At 72.2% G+C, this 25,425-nt stretch carries 20 protein-coding genes; 16 read left to right on the top strand and 4 right to left on the bottom strand.

What is annotated here, in order from left to right:
* The first annotated feature begins 12 nt into the window (after positions 1-12).
* Positions 13-1,089 (top strand): FecCD family ABC transporter permease, encoded by a 1,077-nt coding sequence (locus ACF07B_RS42090; RefSeq protein WP_392182837.1) that lies wholly within the window; start codon positions 13-15, stop codon positions 1,087-1,089.
* Entirely contained in the window at positions 1,086-1,997 is a 912-nt protein-coding gene (locus tag ACF07B_RS42085; RefSeq protein WP_392182831.1) for an ABC transporter ATP-binding protein, read from the top strand. Before ACF07B_RS42090 ends, ACF07B_RS42085 begins: the two co-directional genes overlap by 4 nt.
* Here ACF07B_RS42085 and ACF07B_RS42080 read toward each other — a convergent pair.
* Positions 1,981-2,328: an SCP2 sterol-binding domain-containing protein gene (locus tag ACF07B_RS42080; RefSeq protein WP_369485281.1), complete on the bottom strand. Its 348-nt coding sequence runs from the start codon at positions 2,326-2,328 to the stop codon at positions 1,981-1,983. The genes ACF07B_RS42085 and ACF07B_RS42080 overlap by 17 nt on opposite strands.
* A gap of 42 nt (positions 2,329-2,370) precedes the next feature.
* Between ACF07B_RS42080 and ACF07B_RS42075 the strand changes: the two genes are divergently transcribed.
* The 5 genes from ACF07B_RS42075 (at position 2,371) to ACF07B_RS42055 (ending at position 8,120) form a co-directional block, all read left to right on the top strand.
* Complete coding sequence (locus ACF07B_RS42075; protein ID WP_392182830.1) at positions 2,371-2,685, top strand: hypothetical protein; 315 nt, start codon at positions 2,371-2,373, stop codon at positions 2,683-2,685.
* A gap of 75 nt (positions 2,686-2,760) precedes the next feature.
* Entirely contained in the window at positions 2,761-3,576 is an 816-nt protein-coding gene (locus tag ACF07B_RS42070; RefSeq protein ID WP_369485284.1) for a TlyA family RNA methyltransferase, read from the top strand.
* Positions 3,573-4,478, top strand: coding sequence for an NAD kinase (locus ACF07B_RS42065; RefSeq protein WP_328556344.1), 906 nt, complete (start codon positions 3,573-3,575; stop codon positions 4,476-4,478). Before ACF07B_RS42070 ends, ACF07B_RS42065 begins: the two co-directional genes overlap by 4 nt.
* A gap of 145 nt (positions 4,479-4,623) precedes the next feature.
* The gene (gene recN, locus ACF07B_RS42060; RefSeq protein ID WP_369485287.1) at positions 4,624-6,366 is read left to right on the top strand and encodes a DNA repair protein RecN; all 1,743 of its coding nucleotides are present in this window, start codon (positions 4,624-4,626) and stop codon (positions 6,364-6,366) included.
* Between the two features lie 617 nt (positions 6,367-6,983).
* The gene (locus ACF07B_RS42055; protein WP_369485288.1) at positions 6,984-8,120 is read left to right on the top strand and encodes a glycosyltransferase family 4 protein; all 1,137 of its coding nucleotides are present in this window, start codon (positions 6,984-6,986) and stop codon (positions 8,118-8,120) included.
* Positions 8,121-8,164: 44 nt separating this feature from the next.
* Here the strand turns inward: ACF07B_RS42055 and ACF07B_RS42050 are convergent, their stop codons facing one another.
* The 3 genes from ACF07B_RS42050 to ACF07B_RS42040 all read right to left on the bottom strand — a co-directional run bounded on the left by ACF07B_RS42050 (position 8,165) and on the right by ACF07B_RS42040 (position 13,204).
* The gene (locus ACF07B_RS42050) at positions 8,165-9,793 is read right to left on the bottom strand and encodes a PucR family transcriptional regulator (RefSeq protein ID WP_392182829.1); all 1,629 of its coding nucleotides are present in this window, start codon (positions 9,791-9,793) and stop codon (positions 8,165-8,167) included.
* Positions 9,794-9,893: 100 nt separating this feature from the next.
* A complete protein-coding gene (locus ACF07B_RS42045; RefSeq protein WP_392182828.1) occupies positions 9,894-11,288 on the bottom strand; it encodes an FAD-binding oxidoreductase in 1,395 nt (464 codons plus the stop codon).
* 113 nt (positions 11,289-11,401) lie between these two features.
* Positions 11,402-13,204: a glycoside hydrolase family 15 protein gene (locus ACF07B_RS42040; protein WP_392182836.1), complete on the bottom strand. Its 1,803-nt coding sequence runs from the start codon at positions 13,202-13,204 to the stop codon at positions 11,402-11,404.
* A gap of 548 nt (positions 13,205-13,752) precedes the next feature.
* Between ACF07B_RS42040 and ACF07B_RS42035 the strand changes: the two genes are divergently transcribed.
* From ACF07B_RS42035 to ACF07B_RS41995, 9 genes are all read left to right on the top strand, one after another.
* A complete protein-coding gene (locus tag ACF07B_RS42035; RefSeq protein WP_369485293.1) occupies positions 13,753-15,420 on the top strand; it encodes a CTP synthase in 1,668 nt (555 codons plus the stop codon).
* 118 nt (positions 15,421-15,538) lie between these two features.
* The gene (locus ACF07B_RS42030; RefSeq protein ID WP_369485295.1) at positions 15,539-16,165 is read left to right on the top strand and encodes an NUDIX domain-containing protein; all 627 of its coding nucleotides are present in this window, start codon (positions 15,539-15,541) and stop codon (positions 16,163-16,165) included.
* Between the two features lie 218 nt (positions 16,166-16,383).
* The gene (locus tag ACF07B_RS42025) at positions 16,384-18,465 is read left to right on the top strand and encodes a tetratricopeptide repeat protein (RefSeq protein ID WP_392182827.1); all 2,082 of its coding nucleotides are present in this window, start codon (positions 16,384-16,386) and stop codon (positions 18,463-18,465) included.
* 162 nt (positions 18,466-18,627) lie between these two features.
* Complete coding sequence (gene ald, locus ACF07B_RS42020; protein WP_362400483.1) at positions 18,628-19,752, top strand: alanine dehydrogenase; 1,125 nt, start codon at positions 18,628-18,630, stop codon at positions 19,750-19,752.
* Between the two features lie 439 nt (positions 19,753-20,191).
* On the top strand, positions 20,192-21,319 hold the full coding sequence (locus ACF07B_RS42015) for a ParA family protein (RefSeq protein ID WP_392182826.1): 1,128 nt from the start codon (positions 20,192-20,194) through the stop codon (positions 21,317-21,319).
* Positions 21,304-21,879 carry a hypothetical protein gene (locus ACF07B_RS42010; RefSeq protein ID WP_362400477.1) on the top strand — a complete coding sequence of 192 codons (576 nt, stop codon included), beginning with the start codon at positions 21,304-21,306 and terminating at the stop codon, positions 21,877-21,879. The genes ACF07B_RS42015 and ACF07B_RS42010 overlap by 16 nt, the downstream gene beginning before the upstream one ends.
* Positions 21,880-21,897: 18 nt before the next feature.
* Entirely contained in the window at positions 21,898-23,349 is a 1,452-nt protein-coding gene (locus ACF07B_RS42005) for a segregation/condensation protein A (RefSeq protein WP_392182825.1), read from the top strand.
* Positions 23,346-24,002: an SMC-Scp complex subunit ScpB gene (gene scpB / locus ACF07B_RS42000; RefSeq protein WP_392182824.1), complete on the top strand. Its 657-nt coding sequence runs from the start codon at positions 23,346-23,348 to the stop codon at positions 24,000-24,002. Before ACF07B_RS42005 ends, scpB begins: the two co-directional genes overlap by 4 nt.
* The gene (locus ACF07B_RS41995; protein WP_392182823.1) at positions 24,002-25,252 is read left to right on the top strand and encodes a pseudouridine synthase; all 1,251 of its coding nucleotides are present in this window, start codon (positions 24,002-24,004) and stop codon (positions 25,250-25,252) included. Before scpB ends, ACF07B_RS41995 begins: the two co-directional genes overlap by 1 nt.
* The last annotated feature ends 173 nt before the right edge of the window (positions 25,253-25,425 follow it).

The raw sequence follows: 25,425 nt of genomic DNA, 5'->3' as shown, positions 1-25,425 counted from the left end.
CGTGTCCGAAGCATCCGAACCGCACGCGACCGGCGCGTCCCGGCACTTCCCGGGCGCGGTGTCCGGGCCCTGCGCACCGGCGGCGGACTGTCCGTCCGCCTCGACATCCGCACGTTCCTCGTGGTCGTCCTGCTGCTGGTGGCGGCGGCCGCGGCGAGCGTGGTCCTCATCGGCACCGGCGACTTCCCGATTCCGGCCGGCGACGTGCTCAAGACCCTGGCCGGCGACGGCAGCCCCAGCCAGGAGTTCATCGTCAACGACCTGCGGCTGCCGCGCGTTCTCGTCGGGCTGCTGGTGGGGGCCTCGCTCGGGCTGGCCGGAGCGCTCTTCCAGTCCGTCTCCCGCAATCCGCTGGGCAGCCCCGACGTACTCGGGCTCGGACAGGGTTCCACCGCCGGCGCGCTCATCATGATCGTGCTGTACTCGGGCAGCGCGACCGAGGTCGCCCTCGGGGCGCTCGTGGGCGGGCTCCTGACCGGATTCGCCATCTACGTCCTCGCCTGGAAGCGGGGCGTGCACGGCTATCGCCTGGTCCTCGTCGGCATCGGCGTCTCCGCGATCGTCACGGCGGTCAACGGCTACCTCCTCACCAAGGCCGACCTGGTCGACGCGGCCCGCGCCGTCGTCTGGATGACCGGCTCCCTCAACGGCCGGGACTGGGCCCAGGTCTGGCCGCTGCTCATCCTGTGCGCCGTCCTCGTCCCCGTCGTCCTCGGCAACGCGCGCGGGCTGCGGATGATGGAGATGGGCGACGACGTGTCGTACGCCCTCGGAGTGAGCGTCGAACGGACGCGGCTGCTGCTGATGGTGGCCGCCGTGCTGCTCACCGCGGGTGCCACCGCCGCCGCGGGCCCCGTCGGTTTCGTGGCGCTCACCTCGCCGCAGCTCGCCCGGCGGCTCACCCGCTCGCCGGGACCGAACCTCATGGCGTCGATGTGCATGGGCGCCACCCTGCTCGTCGTCGCGGACTGGGCCTCGCAGCGCGCCTTCGGCGCCGATCAGCTGCCGGTCGGCGTCGTGACCGGCGTCCTCGGCGGTGTCTACCTGCTGTGGCTGCTGGTCACCGAGCGCAGGGCGGGCCGGATATGAGCGGCCCGGCGGACCCGGCCGTGCGAGAACCGAAGAACGCGGCGCGGGCGAACGACCAGGCGCACGAGAACACCCCAAGGAGCACTGTGAACCGCCTGTCCGCCGACAACGTCACCCTCGGCTATGACCAGCGCGTCATCGCGGAGAAACTGTCGGTGGAGATCCCCGACAACTCCTTCACCGTGATCGTCGGCCCGAACGCCTGCGGCAAGTCCACCCTGCTGCGTGCCCTCTCGCGGATGCTGAAGCCCTCGGCCGGGCGGGTGCTGCTCGACGGGCAGGCGATCCAGTCGATGCCCGCGAAGAAGGTGGCGCGCACCCTCGGGCTGCTGCCGCAGTCGTCGATCGCACCGGACGGGATCACGGTCGGCGACCTCGTCGGCCGGGGCCGCTATCCCCACCAGGGCCTGCTGCGCCAATGGTCCGCGGAGGACGAGCGCGTGGTGCGGGAGTCGATGGCCTCGACCGGGGTCGCCGAGCTCGCCGACCGCTTCGTCGACGAGCTGTCCGGCGGCCAGCGCCAGCGCGTGTGGATCGCGATGGCGCTCGCGCAGCAGACCCCGCTGCTCCTGCTGGACGAGCCGACGACCTACCTCGACATCCAGCACCAGATCGACGTCCTCGACCTGTGCGCCGAGCTCCACGAGACCGAGGGCCGCACCCTGGTCGCCGTGCTGCACGACCTCAACCACGCGGCCCGGTACGCCACCCACCTGATCGCCCTGCGCGGCGGCGAGGTCATCGCCGAGGGCGCCCCGAACGACATCGTCACGGCCGAACTGGTCGAGGAGGTCTTCGGGCTGCGCTGCCAGATCATCGACGACCCCGAGACCGGGACACCGCTCGTGGTGCCCGCGGCGCGCAGGGCCAGGGTCCCGGCCGCCGCGGCCGCTAAAGAAGGCTCCTGAGCCGGAACAGGTCGCGCAGGCCCGCCTCCAGCTTCACCCGGCCCGAGCCCCAGGCCTTGGCGAAGTTCAGCTCGCCGTTCACCATCGACACCAGGTCGTCGCCGTTCATGGTCAGCCGGATCTGGGCCCGCTCGGGAGGAAGGCCCCGGAGCGTGTCGAGCACCTCGATCCGGCCGCCCCTGAGGCGGCCGACGAAGGTGATGTCCAGGTCGGTGACACGGCAGCTCAGCGAGCGGTCCAGGGCCGCCGCGGCGCGTACGTCCCCGCCGGCGCCCGCCATGTTGTCCGAAAGCTTGTCGAGTGCGGTGCGGCACTCCTCAGTCGTCGCCATCGTGATCGACGGTACCGCAGCCCTTCGCGGTAGCGTCGGGGCATGAACGACTCAGTCCCCGAGGGAGAGCTCCCCGAGGCGATGACCGCGCAGGAGTCCGGCCCCGCCGCGCATGCGGAACCGGGACCCGCGTACGACCCCGCCGCACCGGCCCCACTGAACATCCCGCGTGTCCCGACGGGCCACGCCGACGTCGACGCCCGGCTCGACCGTCTCGCCGACGCCGACCACCTCGCAACGGACGGACACGTCGAGGTGTACGAGGATGTGCACCGGGGGCTGCGCGACGCGCTCACCGCGCTCGACGTCCGCCCGGGGGCCCCGGCTCCCGCCGGGCGCCCGGCGGGCGCGCAATGAGATCCTTCGGGACACCCGGGGAACCGCCCGGGCGACCCTTTCCATCGCCGTACGACCGCAGGAGCTGAACCGAACGTGGCAGGAGTGGCACGCCGCCGCCTGGACGCCGAGCTGGTCCGCAGGAAGCTCGCCCGCTCGCGTGAGCACGCCGGACAGCTGATCGCCGCGGGCAGGGTCAGCGTGGGCAAGACCCTCGCGACCAAGCCCGCCACGCAGGTCGAGACCGCCGCGGCGATCGTGGTCAGCAAGGACGACAGCGACCCCGACTACGTCTCGCGGGGCGGGCACAAGCTCGCCGGGGCGCTCGCCGTCTTCGGGCCGCAGGGCCTGAAGGTCGAGGGGCGGCGGGCGCTGGACGCCGGCGCGTCCACCGGAGGCTTCACCGACGTACTGCTGCGCGCGGGCGCCGCCCACGTCGTCGCGGTGGACGTAGGCTACGGACAACTCGCATGGTCTCTCCAGAGCGATGAACGCGTCACCGTCAAGGACCGTACGAACGTACGCGAGTTGACGTTGGAGGCGATCGATGGGGAGCCCGTGGACCTTGTTGTCGGGGATCTGTCCTTCATCCCGCTCGGACTGGTGCTGCCCGCCCTCGCGCGGTGCACGGCGCCGGATGCCGACCTGGTGATGATGGTCAAGCCGCAGTTCGAGGTGGGGAAGGACCGGCTGGGCAGCGGCGGTGTCGTGCGCAGTCCGGAACTGCGCGCGGAGACCGTGCGCGGAGTGGCGGGGCGAGCCCACGAACTGGGGCTCGGAGTGAAGGGCGTGACAGCGAGCCCGTTGCCCGGACCGTCGGGCAACGTCGAGTATTTTCTGTGGCTGCGTGCCGGGGCACCCGAACTCGACCCGGCCGACGTTGACCGTGCAGTGGCGGAGGGGCCGCGTTGACACAGACCCGAGCTCGTACTGTTTTCCTGCTGGCCCACACCGGGCGGCCGGCAGCCATCCGCAGCGCCGAGTTGGTCGTCCAGGGGCTGCTGCGCTCCGGGATCGGCGTGCGGGTCCTCGCGGCCGAGGCGGCCGATCTGCCGCTGCCGGACGAGGTGGAGCTGGTCCAGGAGGCCACTCCGCAGTGCCTCGACGGCTGTGAGCTGCTCATCGTCCTCGGCGGTGACGGAACGCTGCTGCGCGGCGCGGAGTTCGCCCGCGCCTCCGGGGTGCCGATGCTCGGCGTCAACCTCGGGCGGGTCGGCTTCCTCGCCGAGGCCGAACGCGACGATCTGGACAAGGTCGTCGACCGGGTCGTCACCAGGGCCTACGAGGTCGAGGAACGCATGACGGTGGACGTCGTCGTGCACCGCAACGGCGACATCGTGCACACCGACTGGGCTCTGAACGAGGCGGCCGTGCAGAAGGTGTCCGCCGAGAAGCTCCTCGAAGTGGTGCTGGAGATCGACGGGCGGCCCGTCACCGGGTTCGGCTGCGACGGGATCGTCTGCGCGACCCCGACCGGGTCGACCGCGTACGCCTTCTCCGCGGGCGGGCCCGTGGTCTGGCCCGAGGTCGAGGCCCTGCTGATGGTGCCGATCAGCGCGCACGCCCTGTTCGCCAAGCCGCTGGTGACCTCACCGGACTCGGTGCTCGCCGTGGAGGTGCTGCCGCACGTCCCGCCGGGTGTGCTGTGGTGCGACGGACGGCGGACCGTGGAGCTGCCGCCGGGCGCCCGGGTCGAGGTGCGGCGCGGGGCCGTGCCCGTGCGGCTCGCCCGGCTGCACCACGCGTCCTTCACCGACCGGCTCGTCGCCAAGTTCGCGCTCCCGGTCTCCGGGTGGCGCGGAGCACCTCACTAGCGGTGTCCCCTGGCCCCCGGCACCCGGTTTCTCCCGGGTGCCGGGGGCCTTCGCGCGGGCTGTCGGCGAACGAGATCACCCCCGGAAGGTAACGCTCGGTTCTCTTTGCGGGGGGCGGCGTCGCACGGCGCCGGGAAAACCTCGTATGGTCGGGGGCGTGTTGGAGGAGATGCGGATACGGTCGCTCGGAGTCATCGACGACGCGGTCGTCGAGCTGTCACCCGGCTTCACCGCCGTGACCGGTGAGACCGGCGCGGGCAAGACGATGGTGGTCACCAGCCTCGGGCTGTTGCTGGGCGGGCGTGCGGACCCGGCCCTCGTACGGATCGGCGCCAAGAGCGCGGTCGTGGAGGGGCGGATCAGCGTACCCGCGGGCGGGACGGCCGTCGTACGGGCCGAGGAAGCGGGCGCGGAGCTCGACGACGGCGTGCTGCTGATCAGCCGTACCGTTTCGGCAGAGGGGCGTTCACGCGCGCATCTGGGCGGGCGCTCGGTGCCGGTGGGCGTGCTCGCCGAACTCGCCGACGAACTCGTCGCGGTGCACGGCCAGACCGACCAGCAGGGGCTGCTCAAGCTGTCCCGGCAGCGGCAGGCCCTGGACCGGTACGCGGGTGACGCGGTCGCCGTGCCGCTGGCCAAGTACACGGGCGCCTACCGCCGGCTGCGGGCCGTCTCGGCCGAGCTGGACGAGATCACCACGCGCGCCCGGGAGCGGGCCCAGGAAGCCGACCTGCTGCGCTTCGGACTCGACGAGGTCGCGGCCGTGGAGCCGCGCGCGGGCGAGGACGTCGAGCTGGCGGCGGAGGCGGAGCGGCTCGGTCACGCGGAGGCGCTGGCATCGGCCGCCACGGCCGCGCACGCGGCGCTGGCCGGCAATCCCGAGGACCCGGAGGGCATCGACGCGGCCACGCTGGTCGCGGGCGCCCACCGTGCTCTCGAGGCCGTACGGTCGCACGACTCGGCCCTCGCCACGCTGTCCGGGCGCATCGGGGAGATCGCCATCCTGCTCGGCGACGTCGCGGGCGAGCTCGCGGGTTACGCCGACGACCTCGACGCCGATCCGCTGCGGCTGTCGGCCGTCGAGGAGCGCAGGGCCGCGCTCACCCAGCTGACCCGGAAGTACGGCGCGGACATCGACGCCGTGCTCGCCTGGGCCGAGCGGAGCGCCGAGCGGCTCACCGAGCTCGACGGCGACGACGACCGGCTCGGCGAGCTGACCGCCGAACGGGACGCGCTGCGCGGCGAACTGGGCGGTCTCGCCCAGGCACTGACGGACGCGCGCACGGAGGCCGCCGAACGGTTCGCCGCCGCCGTGACCGCCGAGCTGGCCTCGCTCGCCATGCCGCACGCGCGCGTGTCCTTCGAGCTGCGGCAGACCGACGACCCGGAGGGGGTCGAGGTCGGCGGACGCCCGGTGGCCTACGGCCCGGCCGGCGTCGACGAGGTGGAACTCCTGCTCGCCCCGCACCCCGGGGCGCCGCCGCGGCCCATCGCCAAGGGCGCGTCCGGCGGTGAGCTCTCGCGCGTGATGCTCGCGGTCGAGGTCGTGTTCGCCGGGACCGACCCCGTGCCGACGTATCTCTTCGACGAGGTCGACGCGGGCGTCGGCGGCAAGGCCGCGGTCGAGATCGGGCGCCGGCTGGCGAAGCTCGCCAAGAGCGCGCAGGTCGTCGTCGTGACGCACCTGCCCCAGGTGGCCGCCTTCGCCGACCGGCAGCTCCTGGTCGAGAAGACCAACGACGGCTCGGTGACCCGGTCCGGCGTGAAGGTGCTGGAGGGTGAGGAGCGGATCCGCGAGCTGTCCCGGATGCTGGCCGGCCAGGAGGACTCCGAGACGGCCCGGGCGCACGCGGAGGAACTCCTGGCGGCGGCCCGCGCCGACGCCTAGCCGGCGCCGAGCCGACGCCGAGGGGGAGTGCCGCTCCCCTCGGCGGGACGGTCCCGGCTCGCCCGGCGGGGGACTGCCCCCGCCTGGGCGCCTTCCCGTACCCGGGGCTCCGCCCCGGACCCGGCTCCTCGAACGCCGGAGGGGACGCCGGAGGGGCTGAAATCCGCCTCGCGCCCGGGAAAACGGGCTGGGGCTGAAATCTGGCGCCCGCGCCGGAAAGGCGGGCCGGGGGAGTGCGGTCTTCCGGGTGCGCCCCTTGGTGCGCGGGTGCACCTTCCCTGTGGGTGCGGCGCGCCGAGGCGGTTCCGGTATCGGGGTGACAGGTGAGGCTCGGGGGCCGTCCAGAGGCCCAGGTGACGCGCGGGGCCTAGGGGGCTGGTTCGCTCTGGTGGTCCCGTCCTCCCCGGAATGGACTATTCATCACTCGTGCGGGTGACGGTCGTCGCCGGGTTGCCTTGTCTGACGTGCCCTCGTCGTGATGGCGGTGCCGGAACGCCCGGGCGGCCTGGCATCCTTGGCGTAGTACGCGGTGCACGACGTGCGGTACTCCTCCTCCGCACGATCCCTCTGTACGTTTCCTCGTGACCGTCCGACGCCGAACCAGGAGCCCCGGCCGCGTGAGCCACGTGAGCAGCCACTCAGCGCACGGCCAGTCGCCGCTGCGCACCGTGCAGGTGCTCGGCGGCGGAAGCGCGGGCAGCAGCGCGCACGTACGGTCGCTGGCCGCGGGTCTGGTCGCCCGAGGGGTCCGGGTCACCGTCTGCTCTCCCGCCGAGGCGGACCGCGTGTACGGGTTCACCGGGGTCGGCGCGCACCACGTTCCCGTGCCCCGCAGCAGCGACCCCGCCTCGGTGTCCGCGCTGCGGGCGGCCTGCGCGGACGCCGATCTCGTGCACGCGCACGGGATCCACGCGGCGCTGCGGGCCGTGCTGGCGCTCAGCGGCCGACGCGTTCCCCTCGTCGTCACCTGGCACACCCGCTCGGAGGCGGACGGCGCCCGGGCGCATGTCCTGCGGCTCCTCGAACGCAGGGTCGCCAGAGCCGCCGCCGTGGTGCTCGGGACCTCGTCGGACCTGGTGGACCGGGCCCGCAGAAGGGGAGCGCGTGACGCGCGGCTCGCCGCCGTGGCGCTTCCGGCGCCGCGCCTGCCCGTCGAACCGGCGGAACCCGACCGGTTCCGGCACAAGGCGCGGGCCGAACTCGGCGCGACCGACCGCCCGTTGCTCGTCGCGGTCGGCTCGCTCGACCGGCACCGCGGCTACCACACCCTCCTGGACGCCTCACGCGCATGGTGCCGTCTGGATCCCATGCCGCTGCTGGTGATCGCGGGGGAGGGGCCGCTGCGCGCCGTTCTCCAGCGCCGGATCGAGGACGAGGAACTGCCGGTCCGGCTCATCGGACGGCGCGAGGACGTCACGGAACTCCTGGCGGCCGCCGACCTCGTGCTGCTGCCCAGCCGATGGGAGTCGCGCTCGGTGCTGGCGCAGGAGGCCCTCCACGCGCGCGTTCCGCTCGTCGCGACAGCGGTCGGGGGCATCCCCGAGACGGTCGGCGACGCGGCCGAACTCGTCCCGTACGGGAACGCGAAGGCGTTGGCCGACGCCGTCGTGCGACTGCTCGCCGATCCGCAGCGCCGGGAGACGCTGCGGGAGAAGGGCGCGCGGCAGGCCGCCACATGGCCGACCGAGGACGAGACGGTCGCCCAAGTGCTGAGTGTCTACGACGAGTTCACCCGGTTCCGGCCGCTGGCCTGACACCCGGCGCGGGCCCGACACCCCGGACGTGGGGCGGGCGGCCCTCAGGGAACATGTCTGCGTGCCCGCAACGCCAGGCTCAACGCCAGGACGGTCTGCGGGTCGTCCAGGTCCACGCCCAGCAACTCACCGATCCTGGCGAGGCGGTTGTACAGGGTCTGCCGGTTGAGATGCAGTTCGCGGGCGGTCTCCGCCTTGCGGCCCGCGTGGGCCAAGTACGTCTGGAGGGTGGGAAGAAGCGGCGGTTTGGAGCGGACGTCGTGGTCGCGGAGCGGGCCGATCGCACGCTCCACGAAGGCGGCCAGGTCGGGGTGCTCGCGCAGTCGCCACAGCAGCAGGTCGATGTCCAGACGGCGGGCGTCGTACCAGGGCCGGTCCGCCAGTCCCTGCGCGGCCGTCGCCGTCTCCGCCGCGTGCCGCAGGCCCGCCGAAGCGGCCGCCCAGCCCCCGGCGACCCCGACCACCACCACCGGCGGCTGTGCCCCGGGCCGCTGCATGCCCGCGCGTTCCACCCCGGCGCGCAGCGCCGCCGCGACACGGTCCGCGACGGCCTGCCGCTCCGACTCCGAGCGCAGGCCGAGCAGCAGCGGGACCCGGCCCTCGACGGGACGTACGCCCAGCAGCACCGGGACGCCCACCGAGGCCAGTTCCTCGGCGACGGCGCGGGCCAGGACCGCCCAGCCGCCGCCGGGCGCGAGACCGTCGGCGAGCCGCATCACGACCGGCAGGAGCGGGCCGGAGCCGGGCTTGAACCCGAGCACCCGGGCCTGTGCCGGCGCGTCCTCGGCCTCGATACGGCCCTCGGCGAGGTCGGTCAGGAAGTCGCCGCGCCCCCGGGCGGCCAGTTCCTCCTCCTGGCGGGCCTGCATCAGCACGACGGCCAGGATGCCGGCGGCCCGTTCGGCGGCGATCCGGTGCACCGGGGTGACCGGCGCGCCGACCGGCAGCAGCACCAGGCGGGCCCGTACGGAACCGGTGCCGGGGCCGCCGCCGGGCACGTCCACCAGGGTGGTCCCCGCGGGCGGCTCCTCCTTGTGCTGGCCGCGCAGCCCCTCCCAGACCTGGAGCGGGTCGGCGCCCGTGGAGCCGGCCCCGGCCGCGTACAGCAACTGCCCGTCCGCCGTCTCCAGGAAGACCGGGTTGCCGCTGAAGTCGGCCAGGATGCGCAGGACTTGAGGCACTCCGCCGCCACCGAGCAGGGCCTCGGTACAGCGCCGGTGGACTTCCTCGGCCTGCTGGAGCAGTGCGTAGTGACCGTTGACGATCTCGGTGTGGATCTCCTCCGTGACCGTCACGAAGGGCACCTCGCGGTGGAGCTGGACCAGCGGCAGACCGGTGGAACGCGCCGTCTCCACGAGCGCGGTCGGGAGCCGGGTGAAGCGCGGGCCGAGCTCGACGACGAGGGCCGCGATCCCGCGCTCGGCCAGGGTGCGGACGAACGCGCGCTGGTCGGCAGGGCGGGTGCCGAGACCGTACCCGGTGGTCAGCAGCAGTTCGCCGCCCTTGAGCAGGGAGGCGATGTTGGGCACCTCGCCCGCGTGCACCCAGCGCACGGTCCGGTGCAGCCGGTCGGCCCCCGCGATGATCTCCGGCAGCCCGCTGCGCAGTCCGGGCAGCTCAAGGGCCCGCTGCACGGTGATTCCGGCGCCCTGGGTGTCGTAACGGCTGTCCATGGAGCGGACGCTACCCGCGGACGGCCCGCGGAGGCATCTCCGGGCCGCGGCGGGCGGCCGCGGGCGCCGCCGCGGGGCGGTGTCCGGGTGAGTTCCGAGGTCAGGCGGCGGCCGGTACCGGGGCGATGTTGTGGTTGAAGCGGAAGACGTTGTCCGGGTCGTACTCGGCCTTCACCGCGGCCAGCCGCCGGAGGTTGTCCTCGCCGAGCCCGGCCCTGACGCGGTCCGTGCCCTCGTCCCCGATGAAGTTCAGATAGACCGCGCCGGTGCTCCACGGCCTGACGTCCTCGCGGACCTTCCTGACCCAGGCGACACACCGCTCGTCGTCGGCCGGGTCCTCCCAGATCCCGAAGGGGTGGACGGCCCAGGGCGCGTCGCGGTAGGGGACCGGGAACCGGGACGGTCCGGCGGCGATCGCGCCGCCCTGCGGGAACAGCACGTGCTGGTTGCCGGTGGGGACGGGCATGGCGTCGCCGAGGGCGCAGAAGACGTCCACGAAGTCGTCGGGCGCGCCGGTGACGTACTCCGCAGACCAGTAGTTGCGCAGACCGGGCGGGTCGTCGAGCATGCACTGGAAGTCGGCGTAGGGCAGGGTGGTGACGATCTCGACCTCGTGGGGCAGGGCCAGCAGCGGCTGGGCGACCTTGCGCAGGTCCTCCTCGCCGCCGGCGTACGTCACGAGAGCGGCGCACAGCCGCGTACCGACCAGCTCCTTCGGCACGAACTCCTCGGGCGGACCGGTCAGATAGAGAACGCCGCCGCTCGCCTCGGCCGGCGCGTTCGCGATGATCTCGCGGTAGACCCGGACCACGTCGGGGCCGGCCTCCGGGTGGTACATCAGCATGGCGATCGAGAACTCGGGCAGCGGGTGCAGCTTGAGGGTCAGCGCCGTGGCGACCCCGAAGTTCCCGCCGCCGCCGTGCAGGGCCCAGAACAGCTCCGGGTTCTCCTGGTCGGTGGCGCGGACCGGCGAACCGTCGGCGGTGACCAGCTCGACCCCGAGCAGGTTGTCGGCGGCGAGGCCGAAGGAGCGGTCGAGCCAGCCGCTGCCGCCGCCCAGGACGAAGCCGCCGACGCCGGTCGTCGAGACGCGGCCGCCGGTGGTCGCGAGGCCGTACGGCTGGGTGGCCCGGTCGAGATGGCTCATCAGGGCTCCGCCCTCGATCCGGACCGTCTCGGACCCGGGGTGGACGGTGACGGTCTGCATACGGCTGAGATCGATGACGAGACCGCCGTCGTTGAGCGACATGCCGGCGACGCTGTGACCGCCTCCGCGTACGGCGATCGGCAGACCGAGGTCACGCGCGAAGCGCACCGCGCGTGTCACGTCGGCCTCGCCCTCGCACCGCGCGATCACGGCGGGCCGACGGTCGATCATCGCGTTGAAGATCGTCCGGGCTTCGTCGTACCCCGGATCGTCGGGGGTGACCACATCACCGGAGAGACCCGCGCGGAACGCGGCCAGTGCCGCGCCGGCATGCGAGAGGGGAGCCATGGAAGCCGCCCCCTTCCATGAGGGGACAGGACTGCTTCCAGGCTAGGCGGGTCCGGCGCATCGGGCGCGTCGGGGAGGGGATCCCCCACGCGCCCGGGCCGGCAGGTGCCGGCTCAGCCGCCGTACGCCCCGCTCGCCGTCAGCCGCAGGGCGGTGTCGATGAGCGGGACGTGGCTGAAGGCCTGCGGGAAGTTCCCGACCTGGCGCTGCAGACGCGGGTCCCACTCCTCGGCCAGCAGACCGAGGTCGTTGCGCAGGGCCAGCAGGCGCTCGAAGAGCTTGCGGGCCTCGTCGACCCGGCCGATCATCGCGAGGTCGTCGGCCATCCAGAACGAGCAGGCGAGGAAGGCACCCTCGTCGCCCTCCAGACCGTCCACGCCCGCGTGCTCGCCGGAGGTCGGATAGCGCAGGATGAAGCCGTCGGAGGTGGACAGCTCGCGCTGGATCGCCTCGATGGTGCCGATCACCCGCTTGTCGTCCGGCGGCAGGAAGCCCATCTGCGGGATGAGCAGCAGCGAGGCGTCGAGCTCCTTCGAGCCGTAGGACTGCGTGAAGGTGTTCCGCTCCTGGTCGTAGCCCTTCTCGCACACGTCCCGGTGGATGTCGTCGCGCAGTTCGCGCCATTTCTCCAGCGGGCCGTGCGCGTCCCCGGACTCGATGAGCTTGATCGTGCGGTCGACGGCGACCCAGGCCATCACCTTGGAGTGCACGAAGTGCCGCCGCGGGCCCCGGACTTCCCAGATCCCCTCGTCCGGCTGGTCCCAGTGGGTCTCCAGGTAGCGGATCAGCTTCAACTGGAGGAGCGAGGCGTAGTCGTTGCGGGACAGGCCCGTCATATGGGCCAGGTGCAGGGCCTCGGTGACCTCGCCGTAGACGTCGAGCTGGAGCTGGTGCGCGGCGCCGTTGCCGACCCGGACGGGTGCCGAACCCTCGTACCCGGGAAGCCAGTCGAGCTCGGCCTCGCCCAACTCCCGTTCTCCCGCGATCCCGTACATGATCTGGAGGTTCTCCGGGTCGCCGGCGACCGCGCGCAGCAGCCACTCGCGCCAGGCGCGGGCCTCCTCGCGATAACCGGTGCGCAGCAGCGAGGAGAGGGTGATGGCCGCGTCGCGCAGCCAGGTGTAGCGGTAGTCCCAGTTGCGTACGCCGCCGATCTCCTCCGGGAGGGAGGTGGTGGGCGCGGCGACGATGCCGCCCGTGGGCGCGTACGTCAGGGCCTTCAGCGTGATCAGCGAGCGGACGACGGCCTCGCGGTAGGGGCCGTGGTAGGTGCACTGGTCGACCCAGTCGCGCCAGAACTCCTCGGTCGCCTCCAGCGACTGCTCCGGCTCGGGCAGCGGCGGCGGCTGCTTGTGCGAGGGCTCCCACGACACGGTGAAGGCGATGCGCTCGCCCGGCGCCACGGTGAAGTCGGCGTAGGTGGTCAGGTCCTTGCCGTACGTCTGACAGCTCGTGTCGAACCAGACCGAGTCGGGTCCGGCGACGGCGACCGTGCGCCCCTCGTGCCGGCGCACCCAGGGCACGACGCGGCCGTACGAGAACCGCATGCGCAGCGTGGAGCGCATCGGCACCCGGCCCGTGACGCCCTCGACGATCCGGATCAGCTGCGGCGCGCCGTCGCGCGGGGGCATGAAATCGGTCACCCGGACCGTTCCCCGCGGTGTGTCCCACTCGGATTCGAGGATCAGCGAGTCGCCGCGGTAATGGCGGCGGGAGGCCGCGGGTGGCTGCGCGTCGGCCGCGTGCGCGGGACCGATCCGCCAGAATCCGTGATCTTCCGTGCCGAGGAGCCCCGCGAAGATGGCATGGGAGTCGAAGCGGGGCAGGCACAGCCAGTCGACTGTGCCGTCCCGGCAGACCAGCGCGGCTGTCTGCATGTCTCCGATGAGTGCGTAGTCCTCGATGCGCCCGGCCACGTGCATCTCCAGTCGAACGGCCACGGCGCCCCTTCGCGGGGCGGTCGCTCTTGCGGTCAAAGGGAACGTAGGTACTGCAAAACAGTAGGCAATGGGAGTCGGTAACTGCGGAACGTCGATGATGGGGGACGTCCGTCGTGCGTCGCTGCGAAACGCCGGTTGTCGGTGCGATGGGCGATGCGATTGTCGTTTCGAAACGAACGGACAGGCCCTCTTTGTTCCGGTTACGTGCGGGATGGTGCCGTGTGCCGGAGAGGCTCGGCAGCGAGTGTCCGAGCAGGATACGACGCACGTGGAAGATCCGCGTGCCGCTCCGGACAACCCGGCTGAGCCGATCGAGTGAGCGGTGTGTGAGGTGTGTGCCGAGCCGGGTGCTCAGGTGTGCGCGGAGCGTGGCCGGAAGCGACCTCGTCCGGTCGCTGATACCCTGGTAGCCCGTGGACCGGTGGGCAAGAAACCCCCGAACCGCAGCGACGGCAACCCCCGGAAATCTCCGGGCCCCACGCCGGCACGCACCCCAGACCGACCACGGGAGCCCCCTCTTGGCCATGCCGCCCAGTGCTTTTCGAAACAGCACAGCCACGACGACCAAGCACATCTTCGTCACCGGGGGTGTCGCCTCTTCCCTCGGCAAGGGCCTGACGGCCTCCAGCCTGGGCGCGCTGCTCAAGGCACGGGGTCTGCGCGTCACCATGCAGAAGCTCGACCCGTACCTGAACGTCGACCCCGGCACCATGAACCCGTTCCAGCACGGCGAGGTGTTCGTCACCAACGACGGCGCCGAGACGGACCTGGACATCGGGCACTACGAGCGTTTCCTCGACGTGGACCTGGACGGCTCGGCCAACGTGACCACCGGTCAGGTGTACTCCACCGTCATCGCCAAGGAGCGGCGCGGCGAGTACCTCGGTGACACCGTGCAGGTCATCCCGCACATCACCAACGAGATCAAGCACCGTATCCGCCGTATGGCGGCCGACGACGTCGACGTCGTCATCACCGAGGTCGGCGGCACGGTCGGCGACATCGAGTCGCTGCCCTTCCTGGAGACGGTCCGCCAGGTCCGTCACGAGGTCGGCCGCGACAACGTGTTCGTCGTGCACATCTCGCTCCTGCCCTACATCGGCCCGTCCGGCGAACTCAAGACCAAGCCGACGCAGCACTCGGTCGCGGCGCTGCGCAACATCGGTATCCAGCCGGACGCGATCGTGCTGCGGGCCGACCGCGAGGTCCCCACCGCCATCAAGCGCAAGATCTCGCTGATGTGCGACGTCGACGAGGCCGCCGTGGTCGCGGCGATCGACGCCCCGTCGATCTACGACATCCCGAAGGTCCTGCACACCGAGGGCCTGGACGCCTACGTCGTGCGCAAGCTGGACCTGCCGTTCCGTGACGTGGACTGGGCGACCTGGGACGACCTGCTCGACCGCGTCCACAACCCGGTCCACGAGATCACCATGGCGCTCGTCGGCAAGTACATCGACCTGCCCGACGCCTACCTCTCGGTCACCGAGGCACTGCGCGCCGGCGGGTTCGCCAACAAGGCCCGCGTCAAGATCAAGTGGGTCACCTCGGACGACTGCAAGACCGCCGCGGGCGCGGCCAAGCAGCTCGGCGACGTCGACGCGATCTGCATCCCCGGCGGCTTCGGCGACCGCGGCGTCTCCGGCAAGGTCGGCGCGATCCAGTACGCCCGCGAGAACAAGATCCCGCTGCTCGGCCTGTGCCTCGGCCTGCAGTGCATCGTGATCGAGGCCGCGCGGAACCTGGCCGACATCCCCGACGCCAACTCCACCGAGTTCGACTCCGGCACCGGCCACCCGGTCATCTCCACGATGGCCGAGCAGCTCGACATCGTGGCGGGCGAGGGTGACATGGGCGGCACCATGCGCCTGGGCATGTACCCGGCCAAGCTCGCCGAGGGCTCGATCGTGCGCGAGGTGTACGACGGCAAGGAGTACGTCGAGGAGCGCCACCGCCACCGCTACGAGGTGAACAACGCCTACCGCGCCGAGCTGGAGAAGAAGGCCGGCCTTCAGTTCTCCGGTACCTCCCCGGACGGCAAGCTCGTCGAGTACGTCGAGTACCCGCGCGACGTGCACCCGTACCTGGTCGCGACGCAGGCGCACCCCGAGCTGCGCTCCCGTCCGACCCGGCCGCACCCGCTCTTCGCGGGCCTGGTCAAGGCCGCGGTGGCACGCAAGACGGGCAAGTAGGGCCAAGTAGCACCAGGTTGTACGGTGACCGGGGTGCGGGTCCGCGGGAGTTCCCGCGGGCGCGTGCCCCGGTTCCGTCACCGGACCGGACTCTTTCTTGCGTGTGGGAGGACAGGCCATGACGATCAAGGACACCCCCGAGGAGTGGGAGGTCCGGGCGACCGAGACCCCCTTCAAGGGCAACAAGACCTCGGTGCGCACCGACGATGTGGTCATGCCCGGGGGATCCGTCGTCCGCCGCGACTACCAGGTCCACCCGGGCTCCGTGGCCGTGCTCGCCCTGGACGACGAGGACCGCGTCCTGGTCCTGCGCCAGTACCGCCACCCCGTGCGCCACAAGCTGTGGGAGATCCCGGCGGGCCTGCTCGACATCCCCGGCGAGAACCCGTTGCACGCCGCCCAGCGCGAGCTCTACGAGGAGGCGCACGTCAAGGCGGAGACCTGGCGCGTGCTGACCGACGTCTACACCACGCCCGGCGGCTGCGACGAAGCCATCCGGATCTTCCTGGCCCGCGACCTCTCCCAGGCGGAGGGCGAGCGGTTCGAGGTCGAGGACGAGGAGGCCGACATGGAGCTGGCCCGCGTCCCCCTCGGCGAGCTCGTCAGCGGTGTGCTCGCCGGCGACCTGCACAACAACTGCCTGGTCGTGGGCGTCCTCGCGCTTCTCGCCGCGCGAAACGGCGCCGGACTCGACGCCCTGCGTCCGGCCGAGGCGCCCTGGCCCGCGCGCCCCTTCGAGGCCTGACGTCCGTCTCCGGGACGGCCGCGCCGTCCCGGAGGCCCGCCCCGGGCGGGCCGCGTACCCCCGTCCGGGGGCGCCGGTCCTACGATCTCCTGATCCGATCGGGGGACGTCGCCGCCGCGCTCCGCACGGATCGTCGCAGAGCGTGAACTAGGCTCGGGAAAACGCCCGTACCGGAGTCCCGGCGGGCTTGCGCGCGCAGTGGAACGGGAGCGTGGCCCGTGGCGGATCAGGTGGTGGACGACGGCGGCACCAAGGTGTCGTCCCAGGGGCAGCGTCCGGCTGCCGGGTCCCCTCCTACGAAGAGTCAGTTCCTGGGCCGTACAAGAGAGTTGAAGGAACTCCGGGCGGACATCGAGCGCGCCGGCCTCGACACCATCGCCGGCCGCAAGGCCCCGCGGGCCAGGGTGCTGCTCATCGCGGGCAAGCCCGGATCCGGCCGGAGCGCGCTGGCGGCCCAGCTCGCCGCGCAGGTCGCCGAGAGTTACCCCGACGGCATCCTGCGCGCCCGTCTCACCGAACCCGACGGCACCCCGGTGCCCATCGAGGCCACCGCGCGGGAACTGCTCACCGCCCTCGGCCTGTCCGCTCCTCCCGGAGCCGGAGCCGACGACCTCGGCGAGCGGCTGCGCGAGGCCCTCGTGGTCCGCCGGGCGGTGCTCCTGCTCGACGACGCCGCCGCCGCCGAGCAGGTCGACGCGCTGCTGCCCGACTCCCCGGACTGCCTGGTCGTCGCCGTCTCCGGCGGGCCGCTGACCGGAATCGCGGACGTCCGCCCCTGCACGCTCGGCGGCCTGGACACCAAGTCCGCCCTCGAACTCCTCGGCCACTTCACCGGCTCGGTCCGCATCACCGTCGACCCGCTCGCCGCCGAGGGACTGGTCGAACTGTGCGCGGGCCAGCCGACCGCCCTGGTGCTGGCCGGCGGCTGGCTCGCCGCGCGCCCCTCCGCCGCCGTCTCCGATCTCGCCAAGCAACTGCGCACCGAGGGCGAGGACGGCACACCGATGGACCGCGTCTTCCGGCTCTCGTACGCCTCCCTGCCGGGTACCGCCGCGCGGATACTGCGACTGCTCTCGCTGGCCCCCGCGGGCCTCGTCGACCCGCACACCGCCTCCGCGCTGGCCGGCTGCTCGGTCCAGACGGCGCACACCACGCTGGACGAGTTCGTCGGCCTCGGCCTGGTGCGGGCGATCCCCTCGCAGCTGCCGCAGTACGAGGTTCCCGGCTGCCTCCATCCGCTGCTCCGGGCGCTCGTCGACACCCATGACCGGCCCGCCGAGGTGCAGCTCGCCCGCGCCCGGATGCTGGAGCGGACCGTACGGCTGCTGGTGTCCTGCCGCGCCATCACCGAGACCGACAGCTCGCCCGCCCGGGAGAAGCTCGCGGGGATGCCGCGCGCCCTGCGCTTCTCCAGTCCCGGAGCGGCCGAGGACTGGCTGCGCGTGCGCCGGCCCGCGCTGCTCGCCTCGGCGCGGCTCGCGGTCGCCGACGGGGAGCTGGACACCCTCGCCCGGCGGCTGATGGCCGCCCTGGTGCGGGCGATGGCGGCTCATTTCGGCACCCAGGCCGCGGTGCCCGACCTGTACGGCATCCACCGGCTCGTGCTGGACGTCGCCGAGCGCCGGAATCTGCCGCGCGAGAGGGCGGCGGCCCTGCTCAATCTGGCCGACCTGGACGCGCAGACCGGCCGCAGGACCGACGCCCTCGCCCGCTACCGGGCCGCGCTGGACGCCGGACGCGAGGCGAACGACCCCTACGCGACCGGCCGCGCGATGGAATCCGTAGGCGGCGCCCACCAGGAACTCGGGGACCACGACCGGGCCGCCGACTGGTACGGCAGGGCGCTCGCCCAGCGGCTCGCCCGGGACGAGCGCGTGGACGCCGCCCGGCTCTACGGGCGCATCGCCACCGCGCACACCTACGCGGCCCGTTACGGAGAGGCACAGGTCAACTGGCGCGCCGCGGTCGCCTGGCACCGCAAGAACGGCGATGTCGCTTCCCAGGCAAGGGCGTTGAGCGAGATGGCCCGGGTCCAGGAGTACGCAGGACGGCCCGAGGAGTCGCTGCGTACCTGCCAGGAAGCCGTCGAGTGGGCGCGCCGCGCGGACGACGTACGCCTGCAGGCCGCGCTCCAGGTCAGGCTGGCCGACACCCTGGACCGGCTCGGCGACCCTGCGGCCGCCCGGCTGCACCGAGCGGCGGCCGAGCGCATGCTGGGAGATGAGCTCCCGGAGAGCGCATCCGGAGGGGAACGCGACGTTAACGCCTACGAAATCCGCAGTGCATCGACTGAAGATTGATGCATTGAAAGGCTAGACAGAGGGAATCCCTTCATTAGACTGGCTCCGCCGCGTTCTTCCGTGGTGTCTCCCGGTGTGCTCCCGTGCGTCGGGTATGACATGCATTGCCTGGCTTGCATCGCCTCGGCATGCATAGCCCCAGAGCCCTCTGAGTCAAGGACCGTGATCGACGTGAAGGTCGGCATCCCCCGCGAGGTCAAGAACAACGAGTTCCGGGTGGCCATCACCCCCGCCGGTGTGCACGAGCTCGTGCGCCACGGCCACCAGGTCTTCGTCGAGCAGAACGCCGGTGTCGGCTCCTCGATCACGGACGAGGAGTACGTCCTCGCCGGCGCGCAGATCCTGCCCACCGCCGACGAGGTCTGGGCCACCGCCGACCTGCTGCTGAAGGTCAAGGAGCCCATCGCGGAGGAGTACCACCGCCTCCGCAAGGACCAGACGCTCTTCACCTACCTGCACCTGGCCGCCTCGAAGGAGTGCACGGACGCCCTCCTGGAGTCCGGCACCACGGCGATCGCCTACGAGACCGTCGAGCTGCCGAACCGCGCCCTGCCGCTGCTCGCCCCGATGTCCGAGGTCGCGGGCCGTCTCGCCCCGCAGGTCGGCGCCTACCACCTGATGCGCGCCAACGGCGGCCGCGGCGTCCTGCCCGGCGGTGTCCCGGGCGTGCTGCCGGCCAAGGCCGTCGTCATCGGCGGCGGTGTCTCCGGCTGGAACGCCGCGCAGATCGCCATCGGCATGGGCTTCGAGGTGACGCTGCTCGACCGCGACATCAACAAGCTGCGCGAGGCCGACAAGATCTTCGGCACGAAGGTCAAGGCCGTCATGTCCAACTCCTTCGAGCTGGAGAAGGCCTGCCTCGAGGCCGACCTCGTGATCGGAGCCGTTCTGATCCCCGGCGCCAAGGCGCCGAAGCTGGTCACCAACGAGCTCGTCGCGCGGATGAAGCCCGGGAGTGTCCTTGTCGACATCGCGATCGACCAGGGCGGCTGCTTCGAGGACTCGCGTCCCACCACGCACGCCGAGCCGACCTTCCCGGTCCACAACTCGGTCTTCTACTGCGTCGCCAACATGCCCGGCGCGGTCCCCAACACCTCGACGTACGCGCTGACCAACGCCACGCTGCCGTACATCGTCGAGCTCGCCGACCGCGGCTGGACCGAGGCCCTGCGCCGTGACAACTCGCTGGCCAAGGGCCTGAACACCCATGACGGCAAGGTTGTTTACCGCGAGGTCGCCGAGGCCCACGGGCTGGAGCACGTCGCGCTGGAGAGCCTGCTCGGCTGATTTTTTCCCGGCGGCTTCCGGAGCGATTCCGGGAGTCGGCATCGGCCGCCGACTCGGCGCTGACAAAAGGCGATACGTCAACACGGGTCGTCAACATCGCTCACCCGGCCGGACCTTGCCCGACAAGGTCCGGCCGGGTGTGTGTCGGGTCACTTTGCGGCACTCGTTCAACTCGCCACGAACGTAACTCTTCGACCGATTCGCACACCGGTGAAACCTGCCGTGCGACGGCCTTACGCCCTTGACAGAGGGGTGTTCGGTTGCCGACACATCGGGTCGGGTCCGGCGGATTGTGTTGCTGCGGAGCGGTGACACGCCATAGAGTCGCCAATCGTCGGCATGGTGCCACGCTGACCTATCGAGAAGTTACCTGGTCACCAAGGAGGTAAGACGACTTGTGAATGAGTCGACATTTACTCCCGGGGGTGGTCAACCAGGAATGCCGGCGCGGGGCCAGGCCCCCACGGGGCTCGAGGCTGTCGGCTCCGTCGCTGTCCGCACCTTCGCAGCCCACCAGAGTCCCCGGACGACTCAGACAGCACACCCGAGCATGGATGGCCATCACGTGAACGCCATGGCCGGCAACGGAAGTGGCGAGAACCACACCCACTTCGCCGACTACGACGAACTGCCCGAGGGGCACTTCTACGACCCCGACGCCGAGTACGAGCCCGATCCGGAGTACGCGGCCACGCTCGCGCCCGACGCGGCCCGTCAGCGCCGTGAGCGCATCGGTCCGACGGGGCGCCCGCTGCCCTACTTCCCGATCCCGGGTCCGCTGACCAGTCACGGCCCCGCGACGATCATCGCGATGTGCAACCAGAAGGGCGGCGTGGGCAAGACCACGTCGACCATCAACCTGGGTGCCGCGCTCGCGGAGTACGGACGCCGGGTGCTGCTCGTCGACTTCGACCCGCAGGGCGCGCTGTCCGTGGGACTCGGCGTCAACCCGATGGAGCTCGACCTCACCGTCTACAACCTGCTCATGGAGCGGGGCATGGCGGCCGACGAGGTGCTCCTGAAGACGGCGGTCCCGAACATGGACCTGCTGCCCAGCAACATCGACCTGTCCGCCGCCGAAGTACAGCTGGTGAGCGAGGTCGCCCGCGAGTCCACGCTCCAGCGGGCCCTGAAGCCGCTGTTGGCCGACTACGACTACATCGTGATCGACTGCCAGCCCTCCCTCGGCCTGCTCACCGTGAACGCGCTGACGGCGGCCCACAAGGTGATCGTGCCGCTGGAGTGCGAGTTCTTCGCGCTGCGCGGTGTCGCGCTGCTCACCGAGACGATCGAGAAGGTCCAGGAACGGCTCAACCCGGAGCTGGAGCTCGACGGCATCCTCGCCACGATGTACGACTCCCGCACGGTGCACAGCCGTGAGGTGCTCGCGCGCGTCGTCGAGGCCTTCGACGATCACGTCTACCACACCGTGATCGGCCGGACCGTCCGCTTCCCGGAGACCACGGTCGCCGGAGAGCCGATCACCACGTACGCCTCCAACTCCGTCGGCGCCGCCGCCTATCGCCAGCTCGCCAGGGAGGTGCTCGCCCGGTGTCACGCCGAGTGAGTCTGCCGGGGGCCGACGAACTGTTCCGTACCACCGGGGGCATGGCGCTCCAGTCGTCCTCCCCCAACCGCCGGACCAACGGCGAGGCCCGGGTGCCGGCTCCGGCCGGCGAGAGCGACGCGGCGGCCGGGGAGGACGCGCCCCAGTCGGTGCCCGTCCAGGGCGGTGACGGCGAGGGCGACGAACATGTCGCCGCCGGAGCCGAGTCCGACGCGGGAGAGTCCCGCAGCCGGGGCGGTGCCCCGGACCGTTCGGGGCGGCGTCAGCCGGCGCAGGAAGGTTCTGCCGCCCCTTCCACGTCCGTGCAGTCGTCCCGCAAGCGGGGGCGCGCCGCGAACCGCCGGCCCAGTGGGCGGGAACGGCACGACGAGAAGATCACGGTGTACGTGTCCGCCGAGGAACTGATGGACCTCGAACACGCGCGCCTGGTGCTCCGCGGTGAGCACGGTCTCGCCGTCGACCGCGGGCGGATCGTCCGCGAGGCGGTCGCCGTGGTCCTGGCGGATCTGGAGTCCCGCGGGGACGCGAGCATTCTCGTCCGGCGACTGCGCGGGCGGTAGCGGTAGCCTTCGACGGCTATGACCGCGAACGTCCCGCCTCCGTCAGCCGCCTCCGGCGGTCGTCGGCGTGCGCTGGGGCGCGGTCCCGGCGCCGCGCCGGCGCCGGCCGAGGCACCGCCCGGGCCGTCCGTCCCGGCCGGCCCGTCGGCCGAAGGCCCGGCCGGGCCGTCCACCGAACCTCCGAAGGCCCCCGCAGCGCCGCCCGAGACGCCCCGGGAGGGCGCCGGGGGGTCCGCCGGGCCCGGGACGACGGTCGAGCCCTCCGGGACGCCTGGAGGCCCCACCGAGCCCTCCGCGACGCCGAAGGGGCCGACGAAGCCGCCCGCGGCCGACGGAGAGCCGACCGGGGCGCCCGCGGCCGACGGAGAGCCGACTGAGCCGCCTGAGGCCGACGGAGAGCCGACTGAGCCGCCCCCGGCACCCACACCATCGACGGCACCCACGCCATCCACGCCATCGACGGCGCCCGGCGAGGCCACTGAGCCGCGAGAGACGCCCGGCACGCCCTCCGGGGCGCCCGAGGGACCCGGAGAGGGCGCGGGGAACGTCCCGCGGCCCGGTACGGACGGCGCGGGCGCTGGACCGGCCCCCACGGCCGACGGGGGTTCCGACGACGCTCCCGCCGATCCCGATTCCGGCGGCGGTGTCTTCAGGGTGCGGCTCTCGAACTTCGAGGGCCCCTTCGACCTGCTGCTCCAGCTCATCTCCAAGCACAAGCTCGATGTCACCGAAGTCGCGCTGTCCAAGGTGACCGACGAGTTCATGGCGCACATCCGGGCGATGGGCCCGGACTGGGATCTCGACCAGACGACCGAGTTCCTGGTCGTCGCGGCGACCCTGCTCGACCTGAAGGCGGCCCGGCTGCTGCCCGCCGCCGAGGTCGAGGACGAGGCCGACCTGGCCCTGCTGGAAGCGCGGGACCTGCTGTTCGCGCGGCTGCTGCAGTACCGCGCGTACAAACAGATCGCGGACATCTTCAACGCCCGCCTCGACGAGGAGGCCCGCCGCTACCCCCGTACCGTCGGCCTGGAGGCGCAGTACGCCGAACTGCTGCCCGAGGTCGTCATCAGCATCGGGCCCGAGGGCTTCGCGAGGCTCGCCGTGAAGGCGATGCAGCCCAGGCCCAAGCCCCAGGTGTACGTCGACCACATCCACGCGCCGCTCGTCAGCGTGCAGGAACAGGCCCGCATCGTGGTGGAGCGGCTCCGGGAACTCGGCGCGGCGAGCTTCCGCTCGCTCGTGGAGGACACCGACGACACTCTCACCGTGGTCGCCCGCTTCCTGGCCCTGCTGGAGCTCTACCGGGAGAAGGCCGTCGCCCTGGACCAGGAGGAGGCTCTCGGGGACCTCGTGGTGCGCTGGACGGGCGGGGAGAGCGACGAGGGTCCGCGGGTGACGGACGAGTTCGACCGGCCGGCGGAAGCGGCGAAGGACGCGGCGGGGCGCGGGAGCGAGAAGGAGAAGGCGTGAGCGAGGAGAGCACCGGCACCCCCGCGGGGCCGCACACCGTCGCCGACCTCGATCTCGGGGCCGCCCTGGAGGCCGTCCTGATGGTCGTGGACGAGCCGGCCACCGAGGAACACCTGGCCAAGATCCTGGAGCGGCCCCGGCGGCAGGTCGCGGACGCGCTGCGCGCACTGGCCGACGAGTACACCGTCCAGGGCCGCGGATTCGAGCTCAGACTGATCGCGGGCGGCTGGCGCTTCTACTCGCGTCCCGCGTACGCGGGCGCCGTCGAACGCTTCGTCCTGGACGGTCAGCAGGCCCGGCTCACCCAGGCGGCCCTTGAGACGCTCGCCGTCGTCGCGTACCGCCAGCCGGTCAGCCGGTCCAGGGTCTCCGCGGTCCGCGGAGTCAACTGTGACGGGGTGATGCGGACCCTCCTCCAGCGGGGTCTGGTCGAGGAGGCGGGCACGGAACCCGAAACAGGTGCGATCCTGTACACGACGACGAACTACTTCCTGGAGCGAATGGGCCTGCGTGGTCTGGACGAGCTCCCGGAGCTCGCGCCCTTCCTCCCCGAGGCGGACGCGATCGAGGCAGAGACGCTGGAAGGGGTCCCGTCGTTCGATCCGGATGCACCGGACGCAGACGCAGACGACACGACGACGACGGAACTTTGATGCGAAGCAGTGGCAGCGGCAGTGGCAGGAACAGCGGGCGCGGCAACCCGCGGGGAACCGGCGGGAGCGGCGGTGGCGGTGGCTCCCGTGGGGCCGGCGGGAGCGGCGGTGGCTCGCGTGGGTCCGGCGGTGGCGGTGGCTCGCGCGGCGGCGCCGGAGGCGGCGGTGGCTCGCGTGGGACCGGCGGCAGCGGCGGCGGTGGCTCGCGTGGGTCCGGCGGCGGCGGCTTCCAGCCGAGGAGCTCGGCGGCGGGGCGCGACGACCAGCCGAAGCGTCCCGGCAAGCCCCGTCCCGAGGAGCGTCGCTACGACGTAGGCCCCGGGGGCACGCACGAGGGCCCGAAGTCCGGGCGCGGAGCCTCGGCGCGCGGTGGCGCCAAGGGCGGCCCCAAGCAGGGCCAGCAGCGCGGCGGCCGTACCGAGAACGCGCGCTCCCGTGAGTACGAGACCCGGACCGAGGAGCGCAACCGCGACCGGTACGCGGGCAAGCCCGACATCAAGCTGCCCAAGACCTTCCCGGGTGCCGAGGAGGAGGGCGAGCGCCTGCAGAAGATCCTCGCGCGAGCGGGCTACGGCTCCCGGCGCGCCTGCGAGGAGCTGGTCGACCAGGCCAGGGTCGAGGTCAACGGCCAGATCGTCCTGGAGCAGGGGCTGCGCGTCGACCCGGAGAAGGACGAGATCAAGGTCGACGGCCTGACGGTCGCGACCCAGTCGTACCAGTTCTTCTCGCTGAACAAGCCCGCCGGTGTCGTCTCCACCATGGAGGACAACGAGGGCCGCCAGTGCCTCGGCGACTACGTGACGAACCGCGAGACGCGGCTCTTCCACGTGGGCCGGCTCGACACCGAGACCGAGGGCGTCATCCTGCTCACCAACCACGGCGAGCTGGCGCACCGGCTGACCCACCCCAAGTACGGCGTGAAGAAGGTCTACCTCGCGCACATCGTGGGCCCGATCCCGCGTGACCTGGGCAAGCGGCTCAAGGACGGCATCCAGCTGGAGGACGGGTACGCGAAGGCGGACCACTTCCGTGTCGTGGAGCAGACCGGCAAGAACTACCTCGTCGAGGTGACCCTGCACGAAGGCCGCAAGCACATCGTGCGCCGCATGCTCGCCGAGGCCGGTTTCCCGGTCGACAAGCTGGTGCGCGTCTCCTTCGGCCCGATCACCCTGGGCGACCAGAAGTCGGGCTGGCTGCGCCGCCTGTCGAACACCGAGGTCGGCATGCTCATGGCCGAGGTCGGTCTCTGACCCCGGAAGCGCTCTGAGGCCCGGGAGCCCGCACGGCTCCCGCGGCCCGCGGACATCCCTCGCGTGACACGGCCGGTCCCGGAACTTCTCCGGGGCCGGCCGATGCGTTTTCGCCGCCCCGCCGGTCTGTACCGGTGAACGGACCACCGGTGGCCCCGGCGGGCCCCGGTGCG

Source organism: Streptomyces sp. NPDC015532, from assembly GCF_043078065.1.
Classification (GTDB): Bacteria; Actinomycetota; Actinomycetes; order Streptomycetales; family Streptomycetaceae; genus Streptomyces.
Note: the sequence above shows the minus strand (reverse complement) of the source record. Positions and strands in the feature narration are given on the sequence as shown.

What these genes read in the sequence shown, in the direction of transcription:
- ACF07B_RS42085 (WP_392182831.1), top strand. Translation starts at nt 1,086, where the DNA reads ATGAGCGGCCCGGCGGACCCGGCCGTGCGAGAACCGAAGAACGCGGCG.
- ACF07B_RS42080 (WP_369485281.1), bottom strand. Translation starts at nt 2,328, where the DNA reads ATGGCGACGACTGAGGAGTGCCGCACCGCACTCGACAAGCTTTCGGAC.
- ACF07B_RS42075 (WP_392182830.1), top strand. Translation starts at nt 2,371, where the DNA reads ATGAACGACTCAGTCCCCGAGGGAGAGCTCCCCGAGGCGATGACCGCG.
- recN (WP_369485287.1), top strand. Translation starts at nt 4,624, where the DNA reads ATGGTCGGGGGCGTGTTGGAGGAGATGCGGATACGGTCGCTCGGAGTC.
- ACF07B_RS42050 (WP_392182829.1), bottom strand. Translation starts at nt 9,793, where the DNA reads ATGGACAGCCGTTACGACACCCAGGGCGCCGGAATCACCGTGCAGCGG.
- ACF07B_RS42045 (WP_392182828.1), bottom strand. Translation starts at nt 11,288, where the DNA reads ATGGCTCCCCTCTCGCATGCCGGCGCGGCACTGGCCGCGTTCCGCGCG.
- ACF07B_RS42035 (WP_369485293.1), top strand. Translation starts at nt 13,753, where the DNA reads ATGCCGCCCAGTGCTTTTCGAAACAGCACAGCCACGACGACCAAGCAC.
- ACF07B_RS42030 (WP_369485295.1), top strand. Translation starts at nt 15,539, where the DNA reads ATGACGATCAAGGACACCCCCGAGGAGTGGGAGGTCCGGGCGACCGAG.
- ACF07B_RS42015 (WP_392182826.1), top strand. Translation starts at nt 20,192, where the DNA reads ATGCCGGCGCGGGGCCAGGCCCCCACGGGGCTCGAGGCTGTCGGCTCC.
- ACF07B_RS42005 (WP_392182825.1), top strand. Translation starts at nt 21,898, where the DNA reads ATGACCGCGAACGTCCCGCCTCCGTCAGCCGCCTCCGGCGGTCGTCGG.
- ACF07B_RS41995 (WP_392182823.1), top strand. Translation starts at nt 24,002, where the DNA reads ATGCGAAGCAGTGGCAGCGGCAGTGGCAGGAACAGCGGGCGCGGCAAC.